General features: G+C 70.8%; 18 protein-coding genes. 7 read left to right on the top strand and 11 right to left on the bottom strand.

The annotated features are described in order from the left end of the window. Positions 1 to 26 precede the first annotated feature (26 nt). The 6 genes from ACLJQF_RS08390 to ACLJQF_RS08365 form a co-directional block, all read right to left on the bottom strand. On the bottom strand, positions 27 to 1,307 hold the full coding sequence (locus ACLJQF_RS08390) for a cation:proton antiporter (RefSeq protein ID WP_410607648.1): 1,281 nt from the start codon (positions 1,305 to 1,307) through the stop codon (positions 27 to 29). Next, positions 1,304 to 2,533, bottom strand: a complete 1,230-nt coding sequence (locus ACLJQF_RS08385) for a cytochrome P450 (RefSeq protein ID WP_410607927.1) — start codon at positions 2,531 to 2,533, stop codon at positions 1,304 to 1,306. The genes ACLJQF_RS08390 and ACLJQF_RS08385 overlap by 4 nt, the downstream gene beginning before the upstream one ends. Positions 2,534 to 2,541: 8 nt before the next feature. Continuing rightward, positions 2,542 to 3,612: an alpha-hydroxy acid oxidase gene (locus ACLJQF_RS08380; RefSeq protein WP_410607647.1), complete on the bottom strand. Its 1,071-nt coding sequence runs from the start codon at positions 3,610 to 3,612 to the stop codon at positions 2,542 to 2,544. After that, a complete protein-coding gene (locus tag ACLJQF_RS08375) occupies positions 3,612 to 5,147 on the bottom strand; it encodes an NAD(P)-binding domain-containing protein (protein ID WP_410607646.1) in 1,536 nt (511 codons plus the stop codon). The genes ACLJQF_RS08380 and ACLJQF_RS08375 overlap by 1 nt, the downstream gene beginning before the upstream one ends. A 160-nt stretch (positions 5,148 to 5,307) precedes the next feature. Continuing rightward, the gene (locus tag ACLJQF_RS08370; protein ID WP_410607926.1) at positions 5,308 to 6,231 is read right to left on the bottom strand and encodes an aldo/keto reductase; all 924 of its coding nucleotides are present in this window, start codon (positions 6,229 to 6,231) and stop codon (positions 5,308 to 5,310) included. A gap of 50 nt (positions 6,232 to 6,281) precedes the next feature. Next, positions 6,282 to 6,683 (bottom strand): MerR family transcriptional regulator, encoded by a 402-nt coding sequence (locus tag ACLJQF_RS08365; protein ID WP_310971071.1) that lies wholly within the window; start codon positions 6,681 to 6,683, stop codon positions 6,282 to 6,284. An 84-nt stretch (positions 6,684 to 6,767) separates the two neighbouring features. Here ACLJQF_RS08365 and ACLJQF_RS08360 point away from each other — a divergent pair, with 84 nt between their 5' ends. Beyond that, complete coding sequence (locus ACLJQF_RS08360; RefSeq protein WP_410607645.1) at positions 6,768 to 7,385, top strand: TetR/AcrR family transcriptional regulator; 618 nt, start codon at positions 6,768 to 6,770, stop codon at positions 7,383 to 7,385. Here ACLJQF_RS08360 and ACLJQF_RS08355 read toward each other — a convergent pair. The 5 genes from ACLJQF_RS08355 to ACLJQF_RS08335 form a co-directional block, all read right to left on the bottom strand. Continuing rightward, the gene (locus ACLJQF_RS08355) at positions 7,358 to 8,623 is read right to left on the bottom strand and encodes a hypothetical protein (RefSeq protein WP_410607644.1); all 1,266 of its coding nucleotides are present in this window, start codon (positions 8,621 to 8,623) and stop codon (positions 7,358 to 7,360) included. The genes ACLJQF_RS08360 and ACLJQF_RS08355 overlap by 28 nt on opposite strands. Continuing rightward, on the bottom strand, positions 8,620 to 9,207 hold the full coding sequence (locus ACLJQF_RS08350) for an RNA polymerase sigma factor (RefSeq protein ID WP_410607925.1): 588 nt from the start codon (positions 9,205 to 9,207) through the stop codon (positions 8,620 to 8,622). Before ACLJQF_RS08350 ends, ACLJQF_RS08355 begins: the two co-directional genes overlap by 4 nt. A gap of 62 nt (positions 9,208 to 9,269) precedes the next feature. Continuing rightward, complete coding sequence (locus ACLJQF_RS08345; protein ID WP_410607643.1) at positions 9,270 to 10,241, bottom strand: pentapeptide repeat-containing protein; 972 nt, start codon at positions 10,239 to 10,241, stop codon at positions 9,270 to 9,272. 4 nt (positions 10,242 to 10,245) lie between these two features. Continuing rightward, positions 10,246 to 10,869, bottom strand: coding sequence for a uracil phosphoribosyltransferase (gene upp / locus ACLJQF_RS08340; protein WP_091304537.1), 624 nt, complete (start codon positions 10,867 to 10,869; stop codon positions 10,246 to 10,248). Positions 10,870 to 10,874: 5 nt separating this feature from the next. After that, positions 10,875 to 11,309 carry a protein-tyrosine phosphatase family protein gene (locus tag ACLJQF_RS08335; RefSeq protein ID WP_410607642.1) on the bottom strand — a complete coding sequence of 145 codons (435 nt, stop codon included), beginning with the start codon at positions 11,307 to 11,309 and terminating at the stop codon, positions 10,875 to 10,877. An 85-nt stretch (positions 11,310 to 11,394) separates the two neighbouring features. Between ACLJQF_RS08335 and ACLJQF_RS08330 the strand changes: the two genes are divergently transcribed. The 6 genes from ACLJQF_RS08330 (at position 11,395) to ACLJQF_RS08305 (ending at position 16,408) form a co-directional block, all read left to right on the top strand. Next, positions 11,395 to 12,006, top strand: a complete 612-nt coding sequence (locus ACLJQF_RS08330) for a DUF1707 domain-containing protein (RefSeq protein WP_410607924.1) — start codon at positions 11,395 to 11,397, stop codon at positions 12,004 to 12,006. 28 nt (positions 12,007 to 12,034) lie between these two features. After that, positions 12,035 to 12,232 carry a hypothetical protein gene (locus ACLJQF_RS08325; protein WP_410607641.1) on the top strand — a complete coding sequence of 66 codons (198 nt, stop codon included), beginning with the start codon at positions 12,035 to 12,037 and terminating at the stop codon, positions 12,230 to 12,232. Positions 12,233 to 12,314: 82 nt separating this feature from the next. Beyond that, entirely contained in the window at positions 12,315 to 13,289 is a 975-nt protein-coding gene (deoC, locus tag ACLJQF_RS08320) for a deoxyribose-phosphate aldolase (protein WP_410607640.1), read from the top strand. After that, positions 13,289 to 14,722 carry an aldehyde dehydrogenase family protein gene (locus tag ACLJQF_RS08315; RefSeq protein WP_410607639.1) on the top strand — a complete coding sequence of 478 codons (1,434 nt, stop codon included), beginning with the start codon at positions 13,289 to 13,291 and terminating at the stop codon, positions 14,720 to 14,722. Before deoC ends, ACLJQF_RS08315 begins: the two co-directional genes overlap by 1 nt. After that, positions 14,715 to 15,608: an aldehyde dehydrogenase family protein gene (locus ACLJQF_RS08310; RefSeq protein WP_410607638.1), complete on the top strand. Its 894-nt coding sequence runs from the start codon at positions 14,715 to 14,717 to the stop codon at positions 15,606 to 15,608. The genes ACLJQF_RS08315 and ACLJQF_RS08310 overlap by 8 nt, the downstream gene beginning before the upstream one ends. Positions 15,609 to 15,949: 341 nt before the next feature. Then, positions 15,950 to 16,408, top strand: a complete 459-nt coding sequence (locus tag ACLJQF_RS08305; RefSeq protein ID WP_410607637.1) for a hypothetical protein — start codon at positions 15,950 to 15,952, stop codon at positions 16,406 to 16,408. Positions 16,409 to 16,411 lie beyond the last annotated feature (3 nt).

Here is a 16,411-nt window from a genome sequence, read left to right as displayed (position 1 = left end):
TGACAGTTATTTCCGAACTTGAAGAATCAACTTTTCCCGGTCACCGGAATGGGCTCGGCCGTCAGGAGTACGTCGGTACTCCCCTTGCGGGCAGCACGCCGGTCGAGCCAGCTCAGCAGCGGCGCGGTCATGATCGTGGTGACCAGCGCGACGAGCACCAGCACCGTGAACAGCGCCGGTGAGACGATCCCCGCGGCCAGCCCGACGTTGAGCGCGATCAGCTGCATCAGCCCGCGGGCGTTGACGAGCACGCCGACGCGCGTCGCGATCGCCGGCGGCTCCCCCGCCAGCCGGGCCGCACCCCAGGACGCCCCCAGCTTGCCGATGATCGCGACCACCACGCACAGCACGGCGAACGCGAGCAGCTTGGGGTCGGCGAGCAGGGCGAACCGCGTGTTCAGGCCGGAGTAGGTGAAGAACAGCGGCAGGAACACGATCCGGCCGATCGGCATGATCTTCGCCAGCACGGCATCCGCGGCGGGCGTGCGAGGGAACGCGATCCCGACGCAGAACGCGCCGAACACCGCGTACAGGCCGATCACGTCGGTGAACCAGGCGGCGGCGAACAACGTCATCGCCGTGACGAGGACCCGCTGGTCGAGCCCCATGCGCTCGCTGCGCATCGCCTTCGCCAGCAGCCGGCGGCCGACGATGAACACCAGCCCGGCGAACAGGACGCCGCCGCCCAGCGCGAGCGCCACCGGCCCGGCCGATCCCGCGTGCATCCCCAGCACGACGGCCAGCAGGAGCCACGCCAGCACGTCGTCGAGCGCGCCGCAGGCCAGCGCCAGGGAGCCGAACCTCGTCGAGGCGATCCCGCGTTCGGTGATGATCCGGGCCAGCATCGGGAACGCCGTGATCGCCAGCGCGACGCCGACGAAAGCCGCCGAGGTCGCCGGCGAAACACCGTCCTTGCCGATGCCGACCCACGTCATGCCGACGACGGCGACGCCGATGCCGAGCGCCAGCGGCACCAGCGTGCCGGCCGAAGAGATGGCGGCGACCGACTTCCGCGACTCGGCGACGCTCCTCAGGTTGAACTCGTAGCCGGCGCCGAACATGTAGATGACCAGGCCGATCTGGCCGCCGACGTAGAGCAGGGAGCGGATGCCGTCCGGGAACAGCGCCGCCTGCACGTCCGGCAGCAGCAGCCCGAACAGCGACGGGCCGAGCAGCACGCCGGCGATCATCTCCCCGACCACCGGCGGCTGGCCGAGCTTGACCGCGGCCAGGCAGACCAGCCGGACCGCCACGAGGATCGCCACGACGGCGAGGAAGAAGACCGGTGCCGCTTCGGACGGGCTCATCGGGTGCCTCCGGCGAAATAGGTCGAGCACAGGGCTTGGCGACGGGCGTCGAGAACCATGTACGTGCCGAACACGAGCTGGGCGAAGCTGCGCCAGACGTCTTCCCAGCGGTCGCGGACCGCGAGCCACACCAGGGGCGCGCGCCGCGGCCGGGCTCCGCGGGGGGTGAGCAGCGCCGGGCCGCGGTTGGGGATCGAGCGCGTGTGCGCGGCCGTCGAGGCGAGACTGAAGCGGCGCAGCACTTCCCGCGTCACGATCCGCATGGTCGGCGGCGCGAGGCCCCGGGCCGGGCAGGCCCGGTTCTGCGCGACGCCGAACGGGATGAATGCGTCCGATGTGGACTGTGCGGCGTATTCGGGGTAGCTGAAGCACAGCACCGTGCCCGCCGGGATGGTGAGGTGGTCCAGCTCGATGTCCGCCGTGGAGATGCGGTGCGCGATGCCGAACAGCGGGTATTCGCGCAGCCCGTCATCGATGACGCGGTCGATGTCCTCCGGGTGATCGACGAGCCGCTGCTGGATGCCGTCGTCCTGCGCGATGATCATCAGCAGGTGCGCCATCGCCTCCGACATCTGCACGACGGCCGTGGTGAAGAACGTGCCTTGCAGGTAGTAGGCCTGCTCCGCCGGTGTCAGGGACTCCGGGAGCGGGTGCGGGACGTCGGCGAGGCGCTGCCTGAGGTACTTCGTCAGCCGCGCCCGGCGGCGCATGTTCCGCGGCCGCACGCACTTCAGCGCCGAGGCGACGTCGTCCGCGTGCGCCACGATGAGCTCGCGCGCCTGCCGCGGGCACGGCTCGTCGAACACCAGCTCGTAGTACAGCTCGGCCCAGATCGGCATCATCTCGTCGCGCAGCCGGACGAGCCCGGGGCGGACGCCGGCCAGGACGTGGCGGGCGACGCGCCGGGTCAGCTCTTCGGAGTCCTTTTTGGACCGTATCAGGATGTGCCGGGTGCACTTGGCGACCTCGTCGTAGCGCGGCCCGGCTTCGAGGTGTTCCTGGTGCACTTCGGGTCCCGGCGACAGCCAGTACCAGAACAGGTCGGACAGCGCGGCACCGCGGCTGCGGCCGTTCGCCGCCGGGTCGGCGTAGACGCGCCGGAAGTCGGCGACGCCGACCTGCGGACCCGGGATGGTCACCACGTCCTGGCCGTTGACCAGCGCGAAGATCCGCATCCGCAGCGCCACGACGCGGCCGGGCAGCCAGGCGAGCACCTTGCCGATCACCTTGCCGATCACCGCCGCACCTGGTCCGGGGTGAGATCGGCCGGGTGCCGCCCGCCGCACAGCGCGAGGGCCTGGTCGAAGTCGGCTCGCAGCATCTCCAGCACCTCCGAGACGCCTTCGCGCCCGCCCGCGGCCAATCCCCACACGACCGGGCGGCCGACGCCGACCGCGTCCGCGCCCAGGGCCAGCGCCTTGACGACGTCGGTGCCCCGGCGGATCCCGCCGTCCAGCAGCACCGGCAGCGCTCCCCCGACGGCCGCGGCGATCTCGGGGAGCACGTCGACGGTGGCGGGCACGGTGTCGAGCTGGCGGCCGCCGTGGTTGGACACGACGAGGCCGGCGACGCCGTGGTGCACGGCCAGCCGCGCGTCCTCGGCGTGCAGCACGCCCTTGATCAGCACGGGGAGCTTGGTCTTCGACCGCAGCCACGCGATGTGGTCCCAGTTCAGCCCGGCCGACATGACGATCTCACGGACGTGGCTGGCGTTCCCGCCGCTGCGGTTTTCGCCGAGGTTGCGGAGATTCTCCACGGCCAGGCCGGGCGGCAGGTCGTGGAAGTCGTTGCGGTCGTCGCGGTCGCGGCGGCCGAGCACGGGCGAGTCGACGGTGACGACGAACGCCTTGACGCCGGCGCTCTCCGCGCGCCGCACGATCGCCTCGGTGAACTCCAGGTCCGGCTGCAGGTAGAGCTGGAACCACAGGCCCGGGTCCGGCGCGACCTCACGGGCGGCCGCGGCGATGTCTTCGATCGCCGTGGTCGAGGCCATGCTGACGATCATGATCGTGCCCGCCCGCGCCGCCGCCCGCGCGGTGGCGAGCTCGCCGTCGGGGTGCGCGAGCCGGTGGAACGCCGTGGGCGCGACCAGGATCGGCATCGAGGACGGCGTCCCGAGCAGCTCGATGCTCAGGTCCCGTTTGTCGCTGCCGCGCAGCACCCGGGGCACCAGCCGCAGCTGCTGGAACGCCGTTTCGTTCTCCCGCAGGGTGATCTCGTCCTGCGCACCGCCCGCGAAGTAGTCGTAGTGCACCGGGTCGAGGCGCTGCCGGGCCGCCGCCTCGAACTCCGCGATCGTCCGCATCACAGCTCCCGTGCGAAGAACGCGGTCAGCGGCTCGACGTGCACCTCTTTGTCCCACTCGTTCTCGAGGTTCTCGGTGACGTGGTGGGTCGCGACCAGCTCCCCGCGGCGGTAGTGCCGGACGATCGGGTGCAGGTAGTGGCCTTCGCCGTGGTCGTTCGCCTTGTCCTGGGCGGCGCGCGCGACGAAGTCGAACGGGTCGATCTTGTCGTGGTCCGGACCGTAGTCGAGGGTGACGACGTAGGCGTCGTCCGGCGGGTCCTCCAGCACCCGGTCGACCGGCACCTCTTCGAGGTAGCGGGCGGTGTCGCCGTCCACGACCACGATGTCGCCGAGGAAGCCGAACTGCTGGTACAGCGCGGAACTCCGGTTGATCCGGGTGATCACCGCGTCGGTCAGCGCGTCCGGTTTGGCGGGCAGCTCGGTGTGCGGCCACGGGACGTCGTGGTAACGCTCGTTCAGCACCTTCGCCAGCGCGCGGACGCCGTAGCGGAAGCCGTGGATGAAGGCGCTGGTGGCCTTCTTGAAGTCGCGGACCTGCGTGATCGTGCCGGCGAAGTAGAGGCCGGGCACGTTGACCGACTCCCAGCTCGGCGTCTGCGCCGGGAACCGGCCGTTGATGGTGAGCTCCGGGCGGCAGTCCTCGTCGAACAGCGACGCGTCGAACCGGAAGCCGGTGCAGCCGATCACGCGGTCGTAGCGGATCTCTTTGATCACTTCGTCGGCGCGGGCGAAGGCGAACTTGACGTGGTAGCCGTCGGCGTCCTTGCGGACTTCGCGCACGTCGCCGTCGAGGATCGCGTGCTGCAGCTTGAGCTGGTACATGTCGAGGATGCCCGCGTTGTAGGCGCGGAGGTGGCCGACGAAGTGCGTGCGCCAGGCCAGCTTCACCGGGCGTGGCCCGCCGACGTGCACGACGGCGGCCTGCTCGATCAGGTTGTCGGCGGTCTCGAAGGCGGAGTTTCCCTTGCCGAGCACGAGGACGCGCTGGTCGGTGAAGCTCTTCGGGTCGACGTCGACGTCGACGTACTGGTCGATCAGCTCGGCGCCGGGGAACTGCGGAATGTACGGCTTGGTGACGCCGCTGGCCATGATCAGCCGTTTCGACCTGAACTCTTCGGCACCGGCGGTGAGCACGAAACTTTCGTTTTCGCGGCGGATGCGCGTCACCCGGGTGTCGTAGCGGATGTCGAGTTCGTGCTTCGCCGCGTAGTCGGCGACGTACCGGAGGAGGTCCGGGGCGTCCGGGAAGAGCTTCTCGCTGTAGTCCGTGAACAGGACCGGGTTGTCGTCGCCGTCGGCCAGGATCGAGTTCCAGTCCATCCGCATGCGCAGCTCCGGGTCGGTGTACCCGGTGTGCTTCTTGTTGATGGAGATGAGGGTCCGGTGCCGCGGGAAGGTCTCGAAGAAGTGCCCGGGCGCGGAACCGGCCTCCAGCACGAGGTAGCGGTGCCCGGCGTGGCCGAGGTGCTGAGCCAGCTGCAATCCGGCCGGCCCGGCCCCGACGACCAGATAATCGAGCACTTCCTCCGCCACGACGACCTCCAGGAGCTCGGCACCGACCGCATGATCGGCGCCGAGCCTGCTCCGGAGATCTCAGAAAACCCTCAGAGGAAAGTTACGCACGTACCCCGTCGTGAGTGGTAATTAGGGTTAGAACCCTAATTACCACTCACGACGAGCTGCGGCAGACTGCTTAGCGGCCGGCGGCGCGGGCGAGGCGCTCCGGGTAGCGCTCCCCGGCGATCGCGTCGGCGGGTGCGGCTGCCGCGATGGCGGCCAGGTCCTCGGGCGTGAGTTCCAGCGAAGCCGCCGCCACGTTCTCCTCGAGGTACTTGCGGCGCTTGGTCCCCGGGATCGGCACCACGTCCTCGCCCTGGGACTGGACCCACGCCAGCGCCAGCTGCCCGGCGGTGACGCCCTTCGCCCCCGCCAGCTCGCGCAGCGCGTCGACGATCGCCATGTTGCGCTCGAAGTTGCCCTCGGCGAACCGCGGCAGGCCGCGGCGCATGTCGTCCTCCGGCAAGTCGGCGACCGACGTCACCGCGCCCGTCAGGAATCCCCGGCCCAGCGGCGAAAACGGGACGATCCCGATGCCGAGCTCCCGGCAGGTGTCCAGGATTTCGCCCTCGATCCCCCGGGTCCACAGCGACCATTCGCTCTGCAGCGCCGTCACCGGGTGCACCGCGTGCGCGGCCCGGATCGTCGCGGCGCTCGCCTCGGAAATCCCGGCGTACCGGATCTTCCCGGCCTCCACCAGCGAAGCCAGCGCGCCCCAGGTCTCCTCGATCGGCGTGTCCGGGTCGACGCGGTGCTGGTAGTACAGGTCGATGTGGTCGACGCCGAGCCGGCGCAGCGACTCGTCGCACGACTGCTGCACGTACGCGGCGTCACCGCGGGCGCCCATCGCGCCGTCGTTCCACACGATGCCGAACTTCGTCGCGAGCACGACCTCGTCGCGGCGGCCCGCGATCGCGCGGCCGACCAGCTCTTCGTTGACGCCGTTGGCGTAGACGTTCGCGGTGTCCAGCAGCGTCACGCCGAGTTCGAGCGCGCGGTGGATGGTCGCGATCGACTCGTCGTCGTTGTCGCGGACGCCGTAGGCCTGGCTCATCCCCATGCAGCCGAGCCCCTGAGCGCCGACTTCCAGGCCGCCCAGCTTCCTGTTCTTCACGCGGAAATCTCCTCCATACCGGGTTCCACGCCGAGCACGTTGCGCTCGACCTGGGCGTAGTTCTCGATCTTGTAGTCGAGGATGTCGAGACAGCCCTGCAGCTCGGCGATCCGCTCGGCGACCGACCGGCGCTGCTCCACCAGCAAGGCCTTGCGGCGGCCCGCGCTCGCGACGCCGTGCCGGCGCAGGGACGCGTACTCGCGCATGCTCTTGATGGGCATCCCGGTGGTACGCAGCTTGGTCAGGAAGCCCAGCCAGTTGAGGTCGTCGTCGGAATAGGCCCGGCGGCCCGCGGCGTCCCGCGCGGGCGGGTCGAGCAGTTTGATGCGCTCGTAGTACCGGAGGGTGTCGATGGACAGTCCGCTACGTCGCGCGGCTTCCGCTATCGAGTAGCTCATGCGCCCGACAGTACGACCTGGAGTGCACTCCAGGTCAAATCTGTTCGCTGGTCATCCATAACACCGTTCCGATACGCTGCGTGCATGGCTCGACCCCGCACGCACGACGAAGCGCTCCGGCTCAAGCTGCTCGACCGAGCCGGCGAGCTCCTCGCGGCCGACGGGCCGAAGGCGCTTTCCCTGCGCAAGCTGGCCGCCGACGCCGGGACGTCGACCACCGCCGTGTACTCGCTCTTCGGCAGCAAACCCGATCTGGTGAACGCCCTCTACACCGAGGGCTTCCGCCGCTTCGGCGCCCGGATGGCCGGGACGCCGCTGACCGGCGACGCCGTCGAAGACCTCGTCGCGCTCGGCAGCGCCTACCGCACGAGCGCGCTGGCCGACCCGCACCTGTACGGGATCATGTTCACCAAGTCGGTGCCCGGGTTCGAGCCGAACGAAGACGCCGAGAAGCTCGCCCGCGAGACCCTCAAGCCCCTGGAACGGATCATCCGCCGCGCGATCGCCGACGGCGTCTTCCTCGACGTCCCGCCGGAGACCGTCGCGGTCGGCTGCTGGGCCATCGTGCACGGCCTGGTGTCCTTGGAGCTGACCGGCAACCTGCCGGAGGAGTTCGACGTCACGGGCGCGTACCAGGCGGCCCTGCGCGCGAACGCCTCCGGCTGGCTGCGGCCTCAGACCAGCGGCAGCGAGCCGTCGTAGACGACCGCGCCCTTCGCGTCCCGCGCCGTCACGTGGACGTTCGTCTCCGGGGAGAGCTTGACGTTCTCGGGGTCCCACACGACGACCATGCCGGCCACGACGTGGGCCTCGATACTCCCCTGACTCCCGAAGTCGACGACCGCCGTCGCCGCGGTCGCGGGCAGGGCCGCGGCGAACGGACGGCGATCCGTCGCCGGCGGGGCACCCGTTTCGCGGCCCAGGGTGTCCACGATCAAGGGGTACGCCGGCGGTGCCTGCGGCGGCGGGCCGCTGGGCAAGGCGCGGACCCTCGTCTTCCCCGGCCGCCGGTAGTCCGGCTCGGTGGTGCAGACCACGAACCGGTCGCCGCGGCGGCCGAGGACCACCCGGTAGGTGTCCGTCTCCAGCAACGGCCCCGGCTCGTACGCCGCGGGATCGGGGATCGCCTCCATCTCCGCCGCCGCCAGGCAGTCGCCCAGCGCGCGGCCCGCGGCCGACGTCCGGTCGGCGGTCACCGGCCGGTCGACGACCGCCAGCAGGGGCGCCGGCGCCGCGGGCAGCCGCACGCCCGGTTCCATCGGCTTGCCGATGGAGAGCGTCGTCCGCGCCGGGTCACTCCGGGTCACGCCGGTGAACTGACGGGTCACCGGGGAGAACGATATCTGCGACATGCTGCTCTCCCCGCCCTCGGTTTCCGCGGCGAGGTAGCTCCCTTCCCCGCCCGGGGCGAGGATCCCGCCGGCCATTCCGGTCGCGCTGTACAGCAGGAGGCCCGTGCGCGTGCCCGGGGTGTAGGCGGGGGCGGCTTCCGGGTCCGACAGCGTCACGGTCGTCTCGGTGGTCTCGCAGAACATCGGCTTGCCGGCGGCGGTCGCCGCGACCACCGAGTCGGTCTGGAAGACCTCGGTGAACACGGGGACCCAGTCCTGCCGCGGGGGCACGCGGTCCTGCTTGCCCGCCGCCTGCACCGCGGCCCAGCAGCGGTCCAGGGACGAGGTCGCCACCCGCACGTCGAGGGTGGGCGGGTTGACGACGCCCGGGGGCGGCGGCGGGCCGGGCTCGGCCGCGGGCTGGTGCCGGAACACCTGCGTCGCGACGACCGCTCCCGCCGCCAGCGCCACGACGGCCGCCGCGGCGGCGACGTACCGGACGCGGGCCGGACGCGGCTTCCCCATGCCCCGGCGGACGTCCGCCCGCAACCGCGCGCGGACGTCGTCCGGCAGCTTCCGCCGGAGTGGCAGGCCGAGATCGTCGCTCATTTCTCCTCCAGCAACGTGCGCAGCCGGGCGCGGGCCCGGGACAGGTGGGCGCGGACGGTGACCTCGGCGACCGTCAGCAACGCGGCCGCGTCGGCGACGCTCACGTCACCGAGCAGGCACAGCTCGACGACCTCCCGCTGCGACTTCGGCAGCGTCCGGACGGCCTCGACGATCTCGCGCAGCCGCTGCTCGCCGTCGAGCCGCTCGGCCACCGCGTCGGCGTGGTCGGACACCACCGGCGGATCCGGGATCTTGCGCAGCAGCCGTAGCCGTCTTCGCACTCCGCGGTATTCGTCCCGGGCCGCGTTGGCGGCGACCGTGTAGAGCCACGGCAGGGCGCTGTCCCGCACCAGCGTGACGTCGGCGCGGCGGCGCCAGGCGGTCAGGAAGGTGTTCGAGGTCAGGTCGTCGGCCGCGCTCCACGAGCCCGTCAGGCGGTAGGCGTGGTTCCAGACGGCCTCCGCATGGCGTTCGAAGAGCTCGCTGAAGGCCGTTTCGTCGCCTTCGGCCGCCCGGTCCCACAGTGCTCGGTCATCCTGTGCTCGGTCATCCTGTGCTCGGTCATCCTGTGCCCGGTCACCCACCGGCGCCCCCGTAGCTTGGCTGGTCACGCCTCCTAATGGCCGGCACCGGCCCGGACGTTGCGCTACCCGGTGCCCGTCTGCGGCAGCTCCGGCTCGACCGCGAACGTCGCGCCTTCGAGGTCGAACTCGTGCTTGCTGCGTTCGAACACGGCTTCGGCGGCGAACGTCGTGTGGTGGAACCGCAGGCCGCCCTCCGAGCGCGTCCGCGCGAAGCGGGCGACGCCTTCGAAGGTCGCCCAGGAGAAGTACGCGCCTTCGGCGAAGACGGACCGGTCGAAGTTCGCGAGCGAGGTGAACGTGCTGCCGTAGAAGCCGGCCTTCTGCGCGAAGGTGGTCCCCCGAATGTGCACCGAGCCGATGAACTTGGCGTGACTGAAGTCCGCCACCACCACGGCACAGCCGCTGAGCCGGAAGTCGACCAGCGTCGCACGCTGCAGATCGATCGACATGCCCGGCCAGAACGCCGGGTGGTCGGCGGCGAGGTGGGTCTTCAGCAGTTCCTGCGCGGCCAGGCGGACCTGCAGCTCGGCGGCGTCGTAGCCGATGGCGTCCCCGGCGCGCTGGACCGCGTCCGCGCCGCGGATGCCGTGTTCCGGGCCTTCGAAGGGCATCCGCAGGTAGGCGCACAGCACGTTGACGATCGTCTGGCGCTGCTTCGGGTTGTCCTGGCCGAGCCGTTCCAGCGCGTACAGCCCGCCGAGCCGCACCGGGGCCTTCTCGCTGCCCAGCTGCTCGACGGCCTTCGTGTACAGCTCGGTGACCCGCCGCTCCTCCAGGTCCCGTTCGGTCACGGACGCGACGCGGGTCGTCTCGGCCAGCTGCAGCTCCAGCGTGCGCTGGCGGCGCGTCGCGAGCCACAGCGCGAACACGCCGCCCGCGCCCGCGCCGATGCCGAACGCGGTCTTGACCGCGTCGATCCGGACCGGTGCCTCCGGCCGTCCCGACCAGGCCAAGAACAGCCAGAGCAGCCCTCCGGTGACGGCCGCGACCGCGACGGCGGTCACCGCGATCCACCGCCAGTTCAGGACCGGCACCGGCTCAGACGGCGCCGTACTGGCGGTCGCCCGCGTCGCCGAGGCCCGGGACGATGAAGCCCGAGTCGTTGAGGCGCTCGTCGATGCTCGCCGTGACCACCCGGACCGGCAGGCCGGTCTTCTCCAGGTGCGCCAGGCCCTCCGGGGCCGCCAGCGCGCAGATCGCGGTCACGTCGTCGGCGCCGCGGTCGGTGAGCAGGCGGATCGTGTACTCCATCGAGCCGCCGGTGGCGAGCATCGGATCGAGCACCAGCACCGGCCGGTCGGCGAGCGATTCCGGCAGCGACTCCAGGTACGGCGTCGGCTTGAGCGTCTCCTCGTCGCGCGCCAGGCCGACGAAGCCCATCTGCGCGTCCGGGATCAGCTTGTGCGCCTGGTCGGCCATGCCCAGCCCGGCGCGCAGCACCGGCACCAGCAGCGGCGGCTTGGCCAGCTTGTAGCCGTCGGTACGGGCGACCGGCGTGTGGATCTTCTCGATCTTCACCGGCACGTCGCGCGTGGCTTCGTAGACCAGCATGACGGTGAGCTCGTGCAGCGCGGCCCGGAACGCGGCGCTGTCGGTGCGCGCGTCGCGCATCGTGGAGAGCCGGGCCTTCGCGAGGGGGTGATCGACGACGTGCACATCCATGCGGGTCAATCTAGCTGTTTCGCGAAGCTCTTCACCCAGCCGCGCTGCCAGGGCGTTTCGACGGCTCGCTCGTGGTAGTTCGCCCGCACCCAGGCGACGGCTTCCCCGGCCGGGACGCCGGACAGCGTGGCGAGGCAGGCCATCACCGTGCCGGTCCGGCCCGCGCCGCCGTAGCAGGCGACTTCGACCGTCTCGGCCTTCGCCCGTTCGTGGAAGGCCTTGATCTGCCGGCGCGCTTCCGCGGGCCGGGTGGGCAGCAGGAAATCGGGCCAGGTGACCCATTCGTGCGGCCAGCTGATACCCCCGCCGTGCTTGCGCCGCAGCCGGCTCGTGCCCAGGTAGAGCCCGAAGTCCGGCGCGCTTTCGTCCGGCCGCGGGCGCCCCAGCCCACGGCCGCGGACCCGGACGCCGTCCGGGAATTCCACTGTTGTCGACCCCATCGGTCCAGTGTCCTCCGGAAGAGGGACACGCTGGGTGGTTTTCGCCGATAGGCTGCGCCGGGTGAGCGAACTGACGCCCGACCAGATGCGGGCTTCCGACGCGGACCGCGAACGCGTCGCCCAGGTGCTGCACAACGCCCTCTCGGAAGGGCGGATCACGGTCAACGAGCTGGAAGAGCGGCTCACGACGGTCTACGCGGCGAAAACGCTCGGCGAGCTGAAGCCGGTGACGGTGGACCTGCCGGTCGCTTCGGCGGCCGTCGAGCCGGCGACCACGCGGGCCCTGGGCTACCCGGACCAGCGCATCGGCGGCCACCCGGGTTCCCCGGTGTCGATCGGCGTGCTGTCGGGCGCGGTCCGCAAGGGCAGCTGGGTCCTGCCCCCGCAGCACAACAGCTTCGCCTTCTGGGGCGGCGCGGAGATCGATCTCCGGCAGGCGCGCTTCGCGGACCGGCACTGCACGATCACCGCGGTGGCGATCATGGGCGGCATCCAGATCACGGTCCCGGACGACATCAACGTGGACGTCACGGGGATCGGCCTGATGGGCGGGTTCGTGCTGGAAGACAAGTCGGGAGCACCGCCGGCCCCGCCGACGGCTCCGACGGTGAAGATCAACGGCCTGGCCTTCTGGGGCGGCGTGGTCGTGTACCGGAAGCCGGCGAAGCGGGCCGAACCGCCGCAAATCGAGTCCTGACCGGCCGCCTGGCCGCTAGCGTGGCGTCATGCGCACTTTCACCCGGATCGTCACCGCCGGCCTCTTCGCCTCGGCCGCCGTCCTGACCGTCGTGCCCGTGGCCTCGGCGGCCGAACCCGACTGGTGCTCGGTCGGCGCCGGCCCGTGCACGGCTCCGCCGCCTGGGAGCGCCACGGCCGACGGCTGGTGCGTGCTTCCCGGCTCGGACATCTGCCGGCGGTATTGACACTCACTACCTGAAGCGTCACAGAGGGTGACCCACCTCTGGGCGCCGCAAACTGTCGGACCCGCCGCCTAGACTCAGGCGCATGACAGTCACGACCAGCACGTCAGCGGCGCCGGCCACCCCGGCACCGCTGGTGGACGCGACTCGCGATGACGCGAGCCTGCGCCGCTTCCTGCTCGGGCTGCCCGGTGTCGACCAGGTCGGCGTCGAGCAGCGCGCGGCGGGCCTCGGCACGCGCAGCATCAAGAAGGACGCCAAGCGGTGGGCCATCGACACCGCCATCTCCATGGTCGACCTGACCACCCTGGAGGGCGCCGACACCCAGGGCAAGGTCCGGGCGCTGGCCGCGAAGGCCGTCCGTCCCGACCCGGAACGCCAGGACACCCCGCGCGTCGCCGCCGTCTGCGTCTACCCGGACATGGTCGCCACCGCCGTCGAAGCGCTCCAGGGCAGCGGCGTGCACGTCGCCAGTGTCGCCACCGGCTTCCCCGCGGGCCGCACTTCGCGGGAGATCAAGCTGGCCGACACGAAGATCGCCGTCGACGCCGGCGCGCACGAAATCGACATGGTGATCGACCGCGGCGCCTTCCTCGAAGGCCGGTACATGGCCGTCTTCGAAGAGATCCAGGCCATCAAGGCCGCCTGCGGCGACGCCCACCTGAAGGTCATCCTCGAGACCGGCGAGCTGGCGACCTACGACAACGTGCGGCGCGCGTCGTGGCTGGCGCTGCTGGCCGGCGGCGACTTCATCAAGACCTCCACCGGCAAGGTCTCCCCCGCCGCGACGCTGCCGGTCACCCACATCATGCTGCAGGCCGTCCACGACTGGCACGCGCAGACCGGCGAGCTGCGGGGCGTCAAGCCCGCGGGCGGCATCCGGACCACGAAGGACGCGATCAAGTACCTGGTCGCCGTGCACGAGGTCGCCGGCGAGCCGTGGCTGACCCCGGACCTGTTCCGCTTCGGCGCGTCCAGCCTGCTCAACGACCTGCTGCTGCAGCGCCGCACCCAGGTGGACGGCCACTACAGCGGCCCCGACTACGTGACGGTGGACTGATGCCTGTTTTCGAGTACGCACCGGCGCCCGAGTCGCGCGCCATCGCGAACCTGAAGGACTCCTACAAGCCGTTCGTCAACGGCGAATTCGTCGACGGCTCGGGTGAGCCGCTGAAGACGATCAACCCGGCCACCGAAGAGGTCCTCGCCGAGGTCGGCACCGCGTCGAAGTCCGATGTGGACATCGCGGTGAAGGCCGCGCGCAAGGCGTACACGAGCGTCTGGTCCAGGATGCCGGGCACCGAGCGCGCGAAGTACCTCTTCCGCATCGCGCGGCTGATCCAGGAGCGTTCGCGCGAGCTGGCCGTGCTGGAGAGCCTCGACAACGGCAAGCCGATCAAGGAGTCGCGCGACTCCGACGTCCCGACGGCGGCCGCGCACTTCTTCTACCACGCCGGCTGGGCCGACAAGCTGGCGTACGCCGGTTACGGCCCGGACCCGAAGCCGCTGGGCGTCGCGGGCCAGATCATCCCGTGGAACTTCCCGTTGCTGATGCTGGCCTGGAAGATCGCCCCGGCGCTGGCCACCGGCAACACCGTGGTGCTGAAGCCGGCCGAGACGACGCCGTTGACCGCGCTCGCCTTCGCGGAGATCTGCCAGCAGGCCGAGCTGCCGCCGGGCGTGGTGAACATCCTCCCGGGCGCCGGCGACATCGGTGCGTCCATTGTGGAGCACGGCGACATCGACAAGATCGCCTTCACCGGCTCCACCGACGTCGGCAAGGCGATCCAGCGCCAGGTGGCGGGCACGGCGAAGAAGCTGACCCTGGAGCTGGGCGGCAAGGCGGCGAACATCGTCTTCGAGGACGCCCCGCTCGACCAGGCGATCGAGGGCATCGTCAACGGCATCTTCTTCAACCAGGGCCACGTCTGCTGCGCGGGCTCGCGCCTGCTGGTGCAGGAGTCCGTCGCCGAAGAGGTGCTGGAAAAGCTGCGCTACCGCGTCTCGACGCTGCGCATCGGCGACCCGCTGGACAAGAACACCGACATCGGCGCGATCAACTCGGCCGAGCAGCTGGCCAAGATCCGCGGGCTCGTCGAATCGGGTGACGCCGAGGGCGCGCAGCGCTGGACCAGCCCGTGCCCGGTCCCGGACCGCGGGTTCTTCTTCGCCCCGACGGTGTTCGCGAACGTCCAGCAGTCGATGCGGATCGCGCGCGAGGAGATCTTCGGCCCGGTGCTGTCGGTGCTGACGTTCCGCACGCCGGACGAGGCCGTCGCGAAGGCGAACAACACGCCGTACGGGCTTTCGGCCGGCATCTGGACCGAAAAGGGCTCCCGGATCCTGTGGATGGCGAACCAGCTGCGCGCCGGCGTGGTCTGGGCCAACACTTTCAACCGCTTCGACCCCGCCGCCCCGTTCGGCGGCTACCAGGAATCCGGCTTCGGGCGCGAAGGCGGCCGCACCGGGCTGGAGGCGTACCTCAGTGTCTGATTCAACATCCAATTCAAAGCAGTCTGACCGGATTTCCGTCGCGAAGACGTACAAGCTGTACATCGGCGGCAAGTTCCCGCGCTCGGAGTCCGGCCGGGTGTACCCGGTGACGGACGCGAACGGCAAGTTCCTGGCGAACGCGGCCCACGCGTCCCGCAAGGACGTCCGCGACGCGGTGGTGGCGGCCCGCAAGGCCTTCCCGGGCTGGTCGTCCGCGACGGCGTACAACCGCGGCCAGGTGCTCTACCGGGTGGCCGAGGTCCTGGAGGGCCGCCGCGACCAGTTCGCGGCCGAAGTCTCGGCGTCGGAAGGCCTCGGCAGGAAGAAAGCCGAGTCCATTGTGGACGCGGCGATCGACCGCTGGGTCTGGTACGCGGGCTGGACGGACAAGATCGCCACGGTCCTCGGCGCGGCGAACCCGGTGGCGGGCCCGTACTTCTCGTTCACGGTCCCGGAGCCGACGGGCGTGGTGGGTGTCCTGGCGCCGCAGGGCTCGTCGCTGCTGGGCCTGGTCGAGGTGCTGGCCCCGGTCCTGGCCACCGGCTCGACGGCGGTGGTGGTCTCCAGCGCGGAGCGGCCGCTGCCGGCGATCACGCTGTCGGAGGTCCTGGCCACGTCCGACGTCCCGGGCGGCGTGGCGAACATCCTGACCGGGCGGGCTTCGGAACTGGGCACGTGGCTGGCTTCGCACGGTGACGTCAACGCGCTGGACCCGACGGGAGCCGCCCCGGCGGACCGTCCGGACCTGGCCCGCGAAGCTGCGAACACGGTGAAGCGGGTGCTGACGGTCCCCTCGGCGGAGCCGGACTGGACGGCGGCGCCGGACATCACGCGCCTGCGGCGGTACCTGGAGGCGAAGACGGTCTGGCACCCGCTGGGCGTCTGAGCTGCGCAGACGGAGGCCATCACCCGGGCCGGGTGGTGGCCTCCGTCGCATTTCGCTCTTCGACTGACACTCACCGCGATCACCGGTACAGTCCCTCCCGGGTACTGAGCGTGACGCATCGGGGAGGGTGCAGGTGCCGGATGACGAAGAGTGGGCGTTCGAGAACGAGATCGATCTTTGGGACGACGGCGAAGGCTCGCCGCCGACCGAAGAAGAACCGACACCGGACGACCCCGCTCGAACGCGTTGACCGCGGCCAACGCGGCAACCACCACGGCCATGTCCCACTGAAAGGCACCCTGCCGCTCCTCGGCGGCGTCACCACCGTCATCGCACTGGCCATGTGCGTCGCCGTCCCGGTACTGGGGTACACCCTGCCGACGAGCCACAATGCGGCCAACGACATCCCGGTCATGTTCGGAATGTTCAGCGCCATCATGCTGCTCATGTCCGGCATCGCGCTGTTGTTCGCCCCGGCCTGGGTCGAGGTCGGGCACTACCCGGGCGGGACCGGCCACATCCTGCGGCTCCGGCCGGCTTCGGTGTCCATCGGCCCACTCTGCGGCGGGGCGGTGTCGATCGCCGGGTGGCCGCTGTTCTACCTCTCCTACGCGGCGCCGCTGATCTGGTCCGACCCCGGTCCGGACAATCCGCACGGCTTCATCCAGATCACCTTCGGCATCTTCGCCTTCATGATCATGCCGGTGATCGCCTTCGCGCTCGGAGTCATCGACGTCGTCGTCGGGCTGCCGGCGCTGCGGCCCTCCCCGCAGACCCTCCAGCGCTACAGCCGGCCCTAGTAC

Origin of the sequence: Amycolatopsis sp. lyj-109, from assembly GCF_046548995.1 — a bacterium.
Taxonomy (GTDB): Bacteria; Actinomycetota; Actinomycetes; order Mycobacteriales; family Pseudonocardiaceae; genus Amycolatopsis.
Note: the sequence above shows the minus strand (reverse complement) of the source record. Positions and strands in the feature narration are given on the sequence as shown.